The following is a 14,363-nucleotide window of genomic DNA, read 5'->3' as shown; positions in this document are numbered from 1 at the left end:
TTTTCTCATCCCTCAATATATTAATAGTTATAGTCTTTTGAAAAAGTTAAATAACAATACATCCTTAAAATTTAATTTTAAAAATCCATATAATAATAAAAGAAGTGCTACCTTAAATTGCACTCTCATTGAAGCTTCAAAAAATTTATAGTTTATTTCAAAAATTTTTATCTCCTGTCTTGATTCTGGCATATATGTAACGACAATAAGTGGAATCACATAAGCAGCAATAATCAATATAAATAAAGCAAACTTTCGACTTTTAATAAATAATAATTTTCCTCTCAATAATGCAATCAAACTTAAGAAAAATAATATTGGGCTGGACCAAGCGAAAAGTTCCATAAATTCATCCTTTCTTAAAAGATTAATTTTATTAATTTAAGTAAAATTTTCCTTTATTAGTTAAACTTAATTATATTTGATTTAGTGTTAACCTGCAAGATTTTCGACAATAATACACAAAAAATTCCCACAAAAAATTTTAGTAATCCTAGTGAGAGTAGTAGCCTAAACTAATATTTAATTGTCCTCTTTTTCCCCATCAAAAAAATGATTTATATTCATTGGCGGCATTTGTACAGGTCAAACCTGCATTTCTAAAGTCATATGACTTATAATTCTTCTAATATGAGGAAATAATATAGCTCAAGTATTTTTCTTAATTATTACCCTATGATTTCTGTTATTCTCATTATAATCAGCTAAAGAAAAGAGTCAATCGATTTTTAACTTAAAAAAATGTATAATTTTTTTGCAAATATAGGCATCAACAACAGGCACATAATTCTTCCCCGTATCCTGAACCTCAATCCCAGCTTCATTTAAATCTCTTATTAAATCCTCTTTAGAAATATTATCAAAATATGCACCAATTTCCTCTTCTATCTTCTTTGAATTAATAACCAGATCTTCATTTTGTTTTAATTCTGTTAAACTATCCATCATCAACCCTCCCTTTTCTTACTTCGACTATAGATTCTTTATCAAGATAATTATTATATAATTTCAAATCCTCATCAGAAGTGAGAACTAGAATAGAAGTATTTTCTAAATCAATCTCAGTTTTTAATACAGAGTTGATAATTATATCTAAATTTTTATCCTGTGCTAATAGAGCTGATAAAACAAAATAATCACCTGAAAGAAATTTTATCAATATTCGATTATTTAATTTTTTAAAGAACAGTATTATTTAATCAAAAATCAAGAATTAATCGGAAACTTATTTTTCAATACTTGAAGATCTTCATCCTCAGAAATACTCGATAAATCCGGATCAGAATTAGCAACATATTTAGAAATAGAATCCCTATAATAAGCTTCTCTTTTTTCACCATCTACAGAAAATAAAATCAATTGCACAATTCTCAAGCCTGGATATAATGCGATCGGATTAGAAGAATTATTAACTAACTCTAAATTAATTACTCCAGCATATCCAGACTGTAAAACAGAAGAAATATTTAAACCCAATCTGTTCCAGGAAGAACGAGTAAAAACTATTCCAAATAAATCATCGGGTAGTTTGACATATTCGAATGTTGAAGCAAGTACCAGCTGCTGGGGATATAATATGAATTTTTCACCAAAATTGCGGTAAGTATCCTGAAAAAAAGTTTCAATTGGCCTTTTATCACTTAAAGGATCGAAAAATGGCTTTCGTGTCCGCATATCGACTTCAAACTTGGTTCCCAGCCTTAAATCAATTGTACTTTCACCAATTTGTTTTTCACTATCAAGAATTGGAGTAATAGTTAAGCTGTTTTCAGCTTTTGAAGTCAATGAATTATTAATTTTTTCCTTTGAGATAATTGACATTAATCCTGCCACCTCCGCTGGATTCTACTGGTTCTTAGTGAATACTTCATCAAATCATTTATTAAAAGATTTAAATCATAATCCCCATTTTTACCATCTATTTTTCCAACTCTTTTCTTTAATGAATTTTTATATAGGAATTTAGCATACCAACCAGAATTTATTATTGCAATTGGTGCAGCAGCAGTATTATTAAATTCATTTGGTGGGATAACTTCTTTGATTCTTTGTTCAGCAAGTTTTTCAGCCTGGTTTAATTTGTTTTTACTTATAATGTTTCTTACTCCCAATAACTGTTTTGATTCAGCTAACATATGAGGAATTAAATCATTTATTATATTTTCTAATTTTTGAAACATAAATTTGCTTTCCTGAACCGTATAATTAATATTATTAATTCTAATATTCCCTGATCTGTTTTGCTGCTGATTATTACTATTAGCATAAGCATCTGTATAGGATTTAATTTTAGTTTTTAATAATTCGGGCAGCTCATTGTATATTTTAAGTTCTTTTAGCGCTTTTACCATTAGATTAAACCTAAAGCTAAAACGAGGATGTGATACAGAGCAAGCATTGCTTAAATTTTCATTATAAAAATTATTTATACTAGTGTTATTTATCACAAAATCAAACATAGAAAAAACAAAACCCGGTCCGACTGTATAAACAGCTAATATATCAGATAATAATTCTTTTATCCAGTTTATTAAATAATATCGTCTGAAAATATTAACTAATTCCACCTGCCCAAGCTGATTACCGTTATTAGCATAAACACATCTCCTTAGGCTTAAAAAGTCATCACTATTAAAATTTATTTTTTGAAATATCTTGTCAGCAAAATTATTCTCTTCAACCAAATAATGGCCTATTTCATGAAAAAATATTCCAGAAAGCAGTAAATTGTTTTTATGGTTTTGGGGAAAAGTTAACTTGATAAATTTTTTATTTACTGTAAAACCAGTCATATTTAACTCTTTTTCTAAAAACATTTTTAATTTAAACCAGATTTCACTAAAAGAAAAGTTCATTTCTTCTCTAGGAATTGTTAAGATTTCAAAATCATTCTTTTCGATATCTTTAATCAAATCTCTAAAAACATTCATTATTTCTAAGGGGTGTGATTTAAAATCTGTATTAGCTACCACCTTTGCTATCCTTTGTAAATGACCTTGATCCCAGATGTTATTAGCCAGGATAGTTTTGTCACTAAAAAAATCTTCATTGTTTTTAAGATCATTATGAGCTATTTTCTTAAATTCAGTAATTATCATCTTAAGATCATTTTCAATAAACTTTTTTACTATATCTGAAGGATAGGCCTTATTGCTCAAAATATTCAACTTTTCTTCATACTTGCAAAAAGAATCTAACAAATTATTTAAATATTCTTCTTTAGAGATGATCATATTAATAACCCCAACTGTTCATTTGATTGCTTTCCAGCTTACGGTTTAACTGATTATTTATTTCTTCTAATAATTTGATTAGTTCATTCATTTCTCCAGGTTCAAGTGATCTTTCCCGTTTAAATGAGATTAAATAATTATGGTACTTTTCAGCTTCTTTTAAAACATCATCAATAGTTTCAACTTTTATGTCCATATTATTTAGTGCAGAAGTAAATATAGAAAATGCATCAGCACCTGAGAACTCATTATTTAATTCACTAAACTGTTTATTACAGAAGTCAAGAATAACTTCAAAAAAACTAATAGTAAGATCATAATTTTTGTCTTTGCTATCTTTTTCTTTAGTTAAACTTTTAATAATTTTATTAAAGGTCAGTGATAGAGATAAATCAAATAAAGAATTCTCCTGTTTTTGACTGTAATCCATTAACATAATTAATCAACCCCTTCTTTTTACCTATATTTAATAATTCTATGAGCAGGTAATAAATCCTTTATATTTATTTGGTTTTTTTTAAACTTAATTTAGATTATTATTATTTGTTGTATACTAAAATTACCGGGAATTGCAAATTAGTATTCCCGGAAGTTGCAAACTAAAATTCCCGATTATTGCAGGATAAAAACATGAACTGCAACTTAGTGGATATTGTGTTGAAGTGAAATAAAAAAACTCTCATCAGAATTTTATAACCCCAATGAGAGTAGTAGTCCAAACTAATATTTTATTCTGCAGAGCTTTGAATATATCGGATGGTACCCGGCAACTATTGTCTTATAAACAATCTTCCAGACCATCTTCAGCCAGAATATTTCTGATCTCTTTAACTTCCTGCGCCCGCTTTTTATCACAGATTAAAATAGCATCCTCTGTATCCACAATAACTACCTCATCAAGTCCAATGGTAGTTACTACCTTGTTTGGACTATGAATAATAGAATTAGTAGTGTCTATACCGTAATGTTTACCAATTACAACATTACCATCATCATCTACCTTTTTGACTCTCTCCAGAGCCGGCCAGCTGCCTAAATCATCCCAGCCAAAAGAAGAAGGAATAACAAAGATATCATCTGCCCTTTCCATGATTCCATAGTCTATAGATACACTTTCTATCTGTTCAAATTCATTTTTAATAACTTTCTTTTCTGCATCTGTTCCTAAAGCCTTTTGTATCTTTAATAAAGACTCATACATCTCAGGTAGATGTTTTTCTATATTATATAGGATACTGTCCAGCTGCCAGATAAACATACCGCTGTTCCAGAGATAATTACCAGCTTCTAGAAATTCTTTAGCAGTATCTAAATCAGGTTTTTCAGTAAAGTTTTGAACTTCAAATACCTGATCTCCATCTATCGTATGTAAGTGATTACCATAATGAATATATCCATAACCTGTTTCTGGATGAGTTGGTTTAATACCTAAGGTAACAAGATTTTTGCCGGTTGCAGCTGTCATTACTGCTTTAGATAAAATATCAATAAATTTCTTTTCATCTTTGATTAAATGATCTGCAGGTAAAACAATCATTGTTGAACCAGGATATTTATTTTCTATGACTACTGAAGAAAGTCCTATACAGGCAGCTGTGTTTCTTTTCATTGGTTCTACTATTATATTTTCTAAAGGTATTCCATCCAGCTGCTTTTTAATAGCTTCCTGATAAGCTGCATTGGTAGCTATAAAGACCTGTTCAATAGGCACAAGTTCTTTTATTCTTTCTACAGTCTCCTGCAGCATTGTTTTTTGGTCATCATTTAATTTTAAAAATTGTTTAGGGTTATCTTTTCTACTTAAAGGCCAGAACCTTGTTCCTTCTCCTCCAGCCATAATTAGTGCTGTTAGCATTTGAAATCAACTCCGATTAAATAAAAAATTACTGATTCAATAATTCATTATACAAATCAAAATATGCTTCTCCCATTTTTTTTATAGTAAACTTTTCATTGACACGCTTTTTGGCATTTTCTCCTAAATTACTTCTTAGAGAATCATCATTTAGCAATCTTTGTATTGCTTTATGTAACTCCTCTATTGAATTTGGTTCCACAACTATTCCTGTTTCCTGGTCTTTATTTGCATATGGAACTCCAGTAAGTAGATTAGTTGATATAACAGGTTTCCCACAGGCCTGGGCTTCTAACTGTACAATTCCAAAAGCTTCACTTGAAGCAACTGAAGGTAAAACAAAGAAATCACTTGCATGATAATATGCAGCTAAGTCTTTATCTTTAACAAAACCTAAAAACTCTATATTATCATTCAAATCCAAAGAATTAACTAAATTTTTTAATTCATCTTCCAGAGGCCCTGTACCACCAATTAATAATTGTGCATCGATATTTTCCATAGCCCTTATTAAAACTTCAATTCCCTTATAATAAACTAAACGACCAACAAAGAATATTATTGGTTCCTTATATGTTTTTTTTATTTCTTCTTTTTTTCCTTTAATATAATTAGTTAACTCAAAATCTTGAGGATTTATGCCTAAAGGAATGACTTTACATTTATTTTTATATTCTTGCAAAAAAGGAGAATTCTCAATCATATTGGGAGAAGTTGTAACAATTTTATCTACTTTATTTAAAAATTTATTTAAAAATGGCTTATAAAATTTTAAGATATTTTTTTGTTTAACAATATCACTGTGCCAGGTCACAATTTTTTTACCATTAGGATTAACCATTAAATCTGAAACTACCCCTAACGGAAATGGTAAATGATAATGAAAAATATCAGCATTAATTTTTTTTAACTCTAATGGAAATTTGGGAGCAACAGGCATCGAAAAATATCTACCTATACTAGCTGAACGGGTAACATTAGCTCCGTTTATTAATTCCCTACTTTTCTTAAATTTGTCGTTAGCAACTAATACATTCATATCTACTCTTTTACCTAATTCATTGCTAATATCATAAGCAACTTGTTCTACTCCTCCTGTAAAAGGATAATATAATTTATTGATTTGTAATACTTTCATCTATAACTCATCCTCTTTAAATAAACTTTCATATTCATTTACTAATCTCTTAATCGAAAATTTATTCTTTAAAAAATAATGGTTTTCTAATAAAATATTCTTTTTTTCATTTTTAGTTTTATTTTCAAAATTAATTATTTCTTCAACTAACTCTTTATAATTGTCAGGATTAAATAACCCGCCTCTTCCAGACAAAATGAACTTATTAGCTGAAATATTAGAAGCTATACAATATCTCTTATATAAAAAAGATTCTAAAATAACATTTGGTAACCCTTCTTCATAAGATGGTAATATTATTAGATCAGCTTTTCTATAAACTTCAGAAATATTTTTTACAAAGCCTTCAAAAAAAACTCTATCTTTGAGATTGTTTTTATTTATATATTCTAATAATTGATTATAATATTTTGTATCTGTTACACTACCTACCAAGAATATTTTTCTGTTCTTCATTGCTTTTAATGCTTTTAAAGCTACTAGCTGATTTTTTATTGGATGTATTCGAGCAATTATATAGATGTCTTCAATATTTTTGTTTTTTTTTATAGAAACATTACTCTTATCATTAAAATTAACACCATTTAGAATAGTTTTTACATTATTCACTCCCAAATCTTTTAATATTTCTTCAGTTGTAGGACTATTACAAGTTATTATATCTGCTATATTATATAGAAATGAAAGATATTTTCGATTATACAATTTATCACTTGCAGTTCTCACAGAGTAAATTAATTTTTTATTGAATAATTTTAATATAGGAATAAATGGGGTTAATATCATACTATAAGATATAACTAAGTCATATTTATTAAATAAAAAATGAAAAAGAAAAAATAATGAAACATATAAATAATTAAATAAATAAGATACCAGTTTTAAGAAATTATTTTTATACTTTTTATTAAATTTAAATCCAATGAATTTAATCTGTACATTATCAAAATTTTCTAAAAAATTTTTTTCTTCTTTCAATAAAACAAAAACAGTTATTTGATAATTTTTTTTAGCTAAACCTTTTATTAAATTTCTAAATTGAGTTTCAGCCCCTCCTAGGAATAAATAGGGAACTAAAAACATTATACTTTTCATTAATTGAAAACACCTCTATCTTAATTAATAAATTTTGAATTTTTTTATCAGCATTATTATAATTAAATTTAAGATCTTTATTATTAAAGATCGCAGAAAATTCTCTTTTTTATAACATAAGTTCTTTTTCTTAATTAAATCATATTTAAATGACTCAATTTTAAGTATATGCCACGCCACTACTGTTTGTAATTTGAGTTTAATAATACGGTTTTTGGTTCTTCCCAAATTCATATTTATATAAGTATTTTTTTAATCTTGAAATTTCAATAAATAAACTTTATCTTCTTAAGAGATTCAGAAATATTATAATTATAAAATCTAATTTTGTTTTCATCAAATTTATTACTGTACTCAAAAATAAAATAGCATCATTTTTTGGCATATAAATTAATGAAAACTATTTCTAATAGATAATATACTAAGTTTAATAACTCTATATCATCTCTGTAATATTAATTATCTATAGTTTTTAATATAATTTGCTATATAAATTCTTTAAAGAATTAATTTCTCTTTCTAATCCATTCTCAAACTTAATTTCAGCTTCGTAATTTAATAGTTTTTTAGCTTTTGATGTATCAGCAGAAGTATGCTTTACATCACCTTTGACAACTTTCTGATACTCTCTGTTTGCTTTTTTCCCTATAATTTTTTCCATTAAACTTATAGCATCATTTAAAACTACTCTCTTACCATCTCCTCCAATATTAAAATTTTCTCCTTCAACATCGCTTTCTGCAGCTAAGATATTGGCTTTTACTATATCATCTACATGAGTAAAATTTCTTGATTGTTTACCATCACCAAAAATAGTTAGTTTCTTATCCTGCAAAATAGCTTTAATGAAAATATGAAAGGCCATATCCGGTCTCTGTCTTTCTCCAAAAACAGTGAAATATCTCAATGACACTGTTGGTACATTAAAATTCTTATAATATAAATAACATAAATTCTCTCCTGCTAATTTAGAAACTCCATAAGGAGAAACTGGCTGTAATCTATTTGTTTCTTTCATAGGCAGTTTATCTGTATCACCATATACTGAAGAAGAAGAAGCATAAACAAACTTTTTAATATTACTCCCTCTTGCTGCTTCCAGTAGTCTTTGAGTTCCCATTATATTGTTATGAGTATAAATCTCAAAGTCTTCGCCCCAACTTGATCTTACACCCGCCTGCGCAGCCTGATGAAATATATAATCTACATCTTTTAATAAAGATTTTAAATCAAGTTCATTTATATTATATTCAATTAAAGTAAAATTCTCATGATCAATAAATGAACTCATATTATTTTCTTTTAAAGAACGATCATAATAATCAATAAAACAATCAACACCAATAACCTGATGTCCTTCTTTAAGTAGTTTTTCTGTTAAAGTTGACCCAATGAAACCTGCTGCACCTGTTATTAATGACTTCATTAACATTCCCCCATGAAATTACAAATTCATATTTTCTATAATTTTCTATTTAACCTTGTTTACATACCTTTCTTCTGCCAAAATCTTTATTTCCTTATTCATCTCAATTATTACTTTTTTATTCTAATTAAAGTATTTCATTTTATTTGCTAAAACTGAATAATCTTTAATTACTTAAATTGCAATGTTAAATTGAACTAATTTCAAACTGTAATAATTTTAATTGTATATAATTTGTCTTAGCTGATCTTCAAAAGCTTCATTAGGTGTTAAATATCCTAAGATTTTTCTTGGCAAATTATTACACCAATTTTGAATTCTAGCAATAGCTTCAATTGAGAAGTCATTTATGCTTCTACCTTTAGGTATAAATCTTCTTATCAAGCCATTATGACGTTCATTTGTGCCTCTCTCCCAGGATGAATATGGGTGAGTGTAATAAACTTTTGTGTCAGCCATTTCTTCTATATTTGCTAGCTCTGAGAATTCAGAACCATTGTCACTAGTAATACTTTTAAAGACTTTGGAAAAAAGCTCTCCAGTTTCTTTAATTAGCTTTGTCATTGTTTCCTGGTCTGAATAAGATGTTTTGTCAGCAATCTTACGAATGATTTGTGAGCGAGTTGTTCGTTCTATCATAGTAAGTAGAGCTGCTTCATCTTTAGTCTTTTTACCAATTACAGTATCAATTTCGCAGTGGCCAAATTCATTGCGGTCATTAACGCTTTCAGGTCTTTCATCAATGCTGGTACCCAGTTTCTTTTTATTCTGTTTAACACGATTGGATTTTGAAGATCGTTTTAGTTTCAAGGGTAAATCAATATTTTTAATCTCAAGCAGTCCAGCATCTATATAATTATAGAGAGTTTTGGTACAGACCATCTCTGAATCTGGGAATTTATTATGCCGTTTAGCTGCGCCGCGAATAGAGTCAAGTGAATGATCTTCTTCATAGAATTCATCTATGACATATTCAATGAATTCTTCACATTTTAGAAGTTTAAACTTTGGTCCACAGTTTTTACGATTTTCTTCATAAACTCTTTGCCCAACATCAGGGAAGTAAATATCAACGGTTTTATTAGCTTTGATTTGAGAAACTGTGCCCCTTTTTAATTCATTTCTAATTGTGTTATAAGCTCTACCTAGGCGTTTACCAATGGCATAAGGTGAGAGACCTTCAGAATGTAATAATTTAATTTGGCCGCGTTCAAAAGCATTTAGGTGTTTATTTTTTAGAGATTTTGGTGTATCATTTAAGTAGTCCATAGTGTGCACCATCCTGTAATGTTTTTTATTTAGTGGTATAAATAATTATATTACAGTTTGTGCCACTATGGGCATTTTTTATTGATTTTTTTTAATTAGTTCAAGTTAATTATACAATTAGGCTAATCTTTAATTATTATCATAAATCAATTTTTACCATACATCACTATGTTTATTTACTGCCTGGATTATCAGTTATTATAATAGGCTTACATATAGACAAAAATTCTAATATAGATCTAGGATTTCCTATTAGATAATAGAAAAGTAAAAAATATACACTTCTTTGGGCGATATATAATTTAAAATAATAAACTATTTCTCGATAATCTATTATATCTTTTCAATTTATGTCTTTATATTATAATTTTCTTTATTTCAAATACAGAAACATTTACCATTAATAGTTCTTGTTGATATTTTTTAATTAGAGTATATAAACTTCAAATTTTTCTTTGATTCTCTTAAGTGACATATATCACTCACCTAGACTAATTGTCTATTAATACTTAATAAACTGTAAAAAAATAAAAAATCATATATACCTATAAAAGCAATAGTATCAAAAAAAACTCTTAATAAAAAAACTAAACAAAATATAATTATTAATATATTTTTTAATGAATAATTTATTAGGCCTTTTATAAAATATATCAAAATAACTACTAATAAAAAAATGCTACCCAATCCAATATTATAATGCAAAAGTATAAATGAATTATGTGGATTATTGTTATATTGGGATATTATAGATATTTTTCTATAATCAAATCCAACAATTAAATTAACAATATCTATTTCGTTAAAATAAGCTTCATTAATTAAAAATCTTGGAGATTCTAATCCTGCACTTAATCTTGTGTTTGTAAATATATAAGAACCAAGATTAATAAGTAAAAATAACATCAAAATTGAACAAATAAAAAACAAAGTCAATTTTAATGAGCTCAAATTATCAAAATTAATATAAACCCATATTGAAATAAAAATAACAGCTGACAAAATAATCCCAGATCTTCCATACGACATAAATGCTATTATTAATAATACAATACTTGGTAACAAACTAATATTTTTGTTGCCATTTAGATAACTTAAATATAAGAATATGCAAGAAAAAATAAAAATCATACTAACAGAATTTCTAGAAGAGTTTAAAAAATAATGATTAATATTTTTTGGTGAAAAACCATGTTGTAATCCTTCAAATATAAACCAGATAACCAAAAATAAAAATATTCTTTTAGACAATTTTATTGATCTTTCTGTTTTAATATATAAAAAAATTGCCAATATAATTGAAGATAAAAAATTAATTAAAAAAAATAAAGGACCTAATCGTTTATCAATAATAGTAATTAAAACAACAATCGGGATAGAAAAAATTAAAAAAAATAAGAAAAAATTATTTTTTTTAAATATAAAATTAATCATTTTATTATTGAAAAAATAAAGAAAAAAAACTAAGATTATTAGAGAAAGTTGATAATAAACTTTTCCTACACCCATATATTGCGAAATAAATATAAGACAAAATATTAAAGTTATTATAATATCCGAAGGATAAATTTCACCTAATTTTAAATTATTATATTTTAGATTAATTGATTTTTTTTTAGTAGTCATGAATTTAAATTACCGCCTCAACTTAATAATACCTAATTTTATGTATTGATAACATATTTGCTTAAAGAAAAGACTGTTGAATTATGGGTAAAGTTAAAGATATTAATAATTTTACAAGTCTCAATAAAATAATAAGATCTAGTCATTTGTTTAGTCCAATAATTATTTATAAAAAGTTAATTGTTATCTCTCCAATATCTTTAGGAAAGATTAAAATCATTAAGAACTTTAATCCAGTTTTTAACAATTTTGTCTTTAGAAAAATCTTTCACTCGTTTCTGTGATTCTAGTTTATATCTATTTTTTAAACTTGAATTATTAAGTAAATTAATTATTGCACTTGAAAATAAAACTTCTTCTTTTGTTAATGAATTATTGTTTCTATATTTATTATTCTTAAAAACAGGAGTCAATACACCATGTTCTGCATATAAAATTTCATCTTCTACTTTTATATTTGCTGAATTGGTAATTATTTCTTTAGGTCCAATGCAATCTGTTGAAATAATTGGTAAACTACAAGCCATAGCTTCTATAATAACATTTCCGAATCCTTCCATTATTGAGGGTAATACAAATATATCCGCTTTTGAAAAATATTTAAAAGGATTTTCGACAAATCCCAAGAAATGTACTGAATTGAAAATATTTAATTCCTTAGCTAATTTAACTAAATCTTTTTTTAATTTACCTTTACCCAAGATAATTAATTGAGCATCATGTATACTATTTTTAACATTTTTAAAAGCTCTTAATAAATTAAAATGTCCCTTGGGAAATTCTAATCTACCTGCAGTTATAATTGAAGGTTTTTCAAAAATTTTATGATTTTTAATATCCAATTTTATGTTTTTCTCATTAGTAATTCTCTCAATATCGCAAAAATTATAAATTATATTTATATTATTGCTGTGAATCTTAAAATTATCAATTAAATCTTCTTTAACCCCTTTGGATAAAGCAACTATAGAATCAGCTTTATTATAAAATAACTTAATTAAATTTTTATATATAAACCCTCCTAAACCTTTTAGACTTTTACTTCTGACACCTCTAACTGAAATTATTTTTGTATGGCTTATAGATAATAAGTTTAAAATATTAGGATTTGTTAAAAAACTTAAAGTTAAATCAGGTTTGATCTCATCAATGTATTTATTAATCGCCCTTAAATTCAATATTTGTTTTATAATTTTATTGTCAGTATTTACTTTTAAAATATATTTATTCCCACTATAAGAATAAAACACTTCATCTTTATATAATAAAAAACTAACTTCAAAATTATCAGGTAAATTCTCTGACAATAATGCAGCAATCCTTTCTGCTCCTCCATTTGATAAAGTCGCAATAATAATTACTAATTTTATTTTTCTTTGCATATTAAAGTCTCCAATAATTATACATTTTTTCAGCTTTATTACTATTATAAATTGACTTAACATCAATAAAAACAGGTTTATCGATACACTCTTTATAATATCTTTTGAAATCCTTAAGTTCTATTTTTTGATATTCTTTATGATTAACTGCAACAATAATTGCATCAACATTATTAATTGTACATAAATTTTCTAACTCAATTCCATGCTCAACTACAGATTCTTCTGGGTCAGCAATAGGATCAGCAACTTTAACATTAATATGATATTCTTCCAGTCTTTCTATCACATCAGCAACCTTACTGTTCCTCAAATCAGGCACATTCTCTTTAAATGTCAGTCCCATCACTAAAACAGTAGAACCATTAACCTTTACATTTGATTCTATCATTTTCTTAACAGTTTTCTCCGCCACAAAATTTGACATTTGATCATTAATTCTACGTCCATTTAAAATCAACTGAGATATGTAACCCAATTCTTCTGAACGATATGTTAAATAATAAGGATCCACACCTATACAATGGCCCCCAACTAAACCAGGATAAAAATTAAGAAAATTCCATTTGGTTCCAGCTGCATCCAAAACCGCCTGAGTATCAATATTCATTTTATCAAAAATCATAGATAACTCGTTCATAAAAGCAATATTAACATCACGTTGAGAATTCTCAATTATTTTAGAAGCTTCTGCAACCTTTATTGAAGGTGCTCTATGTACACCAGCTTCAATTATTTCTTCATAAACACTAGCAATTGTAGCAAGGCTTTCTTCATCCATACCAGAAACAACCTTAACTATTTTTTCTACAGTATTAACCTTATCACCAGGATTCACTCTTTCCGGTGAATAACCAACTTTGAAATTTATACCACATTCCAAACCAGATTCCTCTTCCAAAATTGGAACACAAACTTCTTCTGTAACTCCAGGATAAACAGTTGACTCATAAACAACAATAGCCCCTTCTGTTAAATTTCTTCCTACAATTCTACTTGCTCCGGTTACCGGGTCTAAATTGGGTACATTATTCTTCCCAACAGGAGTAGGTACAGCAACTATATGAAAATTTGCTGCTTTTAAATCTTTTTCATCAGCTGTATATTTTATATTATCTATTTTTGAAAGTCTTTCTTTACCAATCTCATTTGTTGAATCTTCACCTTTTTGATATTTTGATATTTTATTTTCATTGATATCAAAGCCAATAATATCTAGTCCCTTTTCTGCAAATGCAACTGATAATGGTAATCCAACATATCCCATTCCTGTAATTGCTATTTTAATGTTATTAATATTCACTTGAACTCCCCCAATTTATTTAAATCGTTAAATATT

14 protein-coding genes are annotated in these 14,363 nt (G+C 26.8%); all 14 read right to left on the bottom strand.

The annotated features are described in order from the left end of the window. Positions 1-27: 27 nt before the first annotated feature. Positions 28-345, bottom strand: a complete 318-nt coding sequence (locus tag HPRAE_RS01765; RefSeq protein ID WP_014552536.1) for a hypothetical protein — start codon at positions 343-345, stop codon at positions 28-30. Positions 346-717: 372 nt separating this feature from the next. Continuing rightward, positions 718-945 carry a hypothetical protein gene (locus tag HPRAE_RS01760; protein WP_014552535.1) on the bottom strand — a complete coding sequence of 76 codons (228 nt, stop codon included), beginning with the start codon at positions 943-945 and terminating at the stop codon, positions 718-720. Continuing rightward, the gene (locus tag HPRAE_RS01755; RefSeq protein WP_014552534.1) at positions 938-1,159 is read right to left on the bottom strand and encodes a hypothetical protein; all 222 of its coding nucleotides are present in this window, start codon (positions 1,157-1,159) and stop codon (positions 938-940) included. Before HPRAE_RS01755 ends, HPRAE_RS01760 begins: the two co-directional genes overlap by 8 nt. A gap of 47 nt (positions 1,160-1,206) precedes the next feature. After that, on the bottom strand, positions 1,207-1,821 hold the full coding sequence (dcd, locus tag HPRAE_RS01750; protein WP_014552533.1) for a dCTP deaminase: 615 nt from the start codon (positions 1,819-1,821) through the stop codon (positions 1,207-1,209). Beyond that, positions 1,821-3,233, bottom strand: a complete 1,413-nt coding sequence (locus HPRAE_RS01745) for a hypothetical protein (RefSeq protein ID WP_014552532.1) — start codon at positions 3,231-3,233, stop codon at positions 1,821-1,823. The genes dcd and HPRAE_RS01745 overlap by 1 nt, the downstream gene beginning before the upstream one ends. Position 3,234: 1 nt before the next feature. Beyond that, on the bottom strand, positions 3,235-3,669 hold the full coding sequence (locus HPRAE_RS01740; RefSeq protein ID WP_014552531.1) for a hypothetical protein: 435 nt from the start codon (positions 3,667-3,669) through the stop codon (positions 3,235-3,237). Positions 3,670-4,011: 342 nt separating this feature from the next. Further along, positions 4,012-5,088 (bottom strand): mannose-1-phosphate guanylyltransferase, encoded by a 1,077-nt coding sequence (locus HPRAE_RS01735; RefSeq protein ID WP_014552530.1) that lies wholly within the window; start codon positions 5,086-5,088, stop codon positions 4,012-4,014. 28 nt (positions 5,089-5,116) lie between these two features. Further along, entirely contained in the window at positions 5,117-6,226 is a 1,110-nt protein-coding gene (locus HPRAE_RS01730; protein WP_014552529.1) for a glycosyltransferase, read from the bottom strand. Next, positions 6,227-7,321 (bottom strand): glycosyltransferase, encoded by a 1,095-nt coding sequence (locus HPRAE_RS01725; protein WP_014552528.1) that lies wholly within the window; start codon positions 7,319-7,321, stop codon positions 6,227-6,229. It lies immediately after the preceding gene. Positions 7,322-7,793: 472 nt separating this feature from the next. Further along, positions 7,794-8,747, bottom strand: coding sequence for an NAD-dependent epimerase/dehydratase family protein (locus HPRAE_RS01720; RefSeq protein WP_014552527.1), 954 nt, complete (start codon positions 8,745-8,747; stop codon positions 7,794-7,796). 219 nt (positions 8,748-8,966) lie between these two features. Next, entirely contained in the window at positions 8,967-10,016 is a 1,050-nt protein-coding gene (locus HPRAE_RS01715; protein WP_014552526.1) for an IS30 family transposase, read from the bottom strand. Between the two features lie 486 nt (positions 10,017-10,502). Then, positions 10,503-11,642 carry an O-antigen polymerase gene (locus tag HPRAE_RS01710; protein WP_014552525.1) on the bottom strand — a complete coding sequence of 380 codons (1,140 nt, stop codon included), beginning with the start codon at positions 11,640-11,642 and terminating at the stop codon, positions 10,503-10,505. 200 nt (positions 11,643-11,842) lie between these two features. Beyond that, entirely contained in the window at positions 11,843-13,024 is a 1,182-nt protein-coding gene (locus HPRAE_RS01705) for a glycosyltransferase (RefSeq protein ID WP_014552524.1), read from the bottom strand. 1 nt (position 13,025) lies between these two features. Further along, positions 13,026-14,327: a nucleotide sugar dehydrogenase gene (locus tag HPRAE_RS01700; RefSeq protein WP_014552523.1), complete on the bottom strand. Its 1,302-nt coding sequence runs from the start codon at positions 14,325-14,327 to the stop codon at positions 13,026-13,028. Between the last annotated feature and the right edge of the window lie 36 nt (positions 14,328-14,363).

This window comes from Halanaerobium praevalens DSM 2228 (assembly GCF_000165465.1).
GTDB lineage: Bacteria > Bacillota > Halanaerobiia > Halanaerobiales > Halanaerobiaceae > Halanaerobium > Halanaerobium praevalens.
The sequence above is the reverse complement of the archived record's forward strand: the minus strand, read 5'-3'. Positions and strand labels throughout refer to the sequence as shown.

Coding starts and splice junctions, on each gene's coding strand:
- HPRAE_RS01705 (WP_014552524.1), bottom strand. CDS start 13,024: ATGCAAAGAAAAATAAAATTAGTAATTATTATTGCGACTTTATCAAAT.
- HPRAE_RS01740 (WP_014552531.1), bottom strand. CDS start 3,669: ATGTTAATGGATTACAGTCAAAAACAGGAGAATTCTTTATTTGATTTA.
- HPRAE_RS01745 (WP_014552532.1), bottom strand. CDS start 3,233: ATGATCATCTCTAAAGAAGAATATTTAAATAATTTGTTAGATTCTTTT.
- HPRAE_RS01765 (WP_014552536.1), bottom strand. CDS start 345: ATGGAACTTTTCGCTTGGTCCAGCCCAATATTATTTTTCTTAAGTTTG.
- dcd (WP_014552533.1), bottom strand. CDS start 1,821: ATGTCAATTATCTCAAAGGAAAAAATTAATAATTCATTGACTTCAAAA.
- HPRAE_RS01730 (WP_014552529.1), bottom strand. CDS start 6,226: ATGAAAGTATTACAAATCAATAAATTATATTATCCTTTTACAGGAGGA.
- HPRAE_RS01720 (WP_014552527.1), bottom strand. CDS start 8,747: ATGAAGTCATTAATAACAGGTGCAGCAGGTTTCATTGGGTCAACTTTA.
- HPRAE_RS01715 (WP_014552526.1), bottom strand. CDS start 10,016: ATGGACTACTTAAATGATACACCAAAATCTCTAAAAAATAAACACCTA.
- HPRAE_RS01735 (WP_014552530.1), bottom strand. CDS start 5,088: ATGCTAACAGCACTAATTATGGCTGGAGGAGAAGGAACAAGGTTCTGG.
- HPRAE_RS01710 (WP_014552525.1), bottom strand. CDS start 11,642: ATGACTACTAAAAAAAAATCAATTAATCTAAAATATAATAATTTAAAA.
- HPRAE_RS01725 (WP_014552528.1), bottom strand. CDS start 7,321: ATGAAAAGTATAATGTTTTTAGTTCCCTATTTATTCCTAGGAGGGGCT.
- HPRAE_RS01760 (WP_014552535.1), bottom strand. CDS start 945: ATGGATAGTTTAACAGAATTAAAACAAAATGAAGATCTGGTTATTAAT.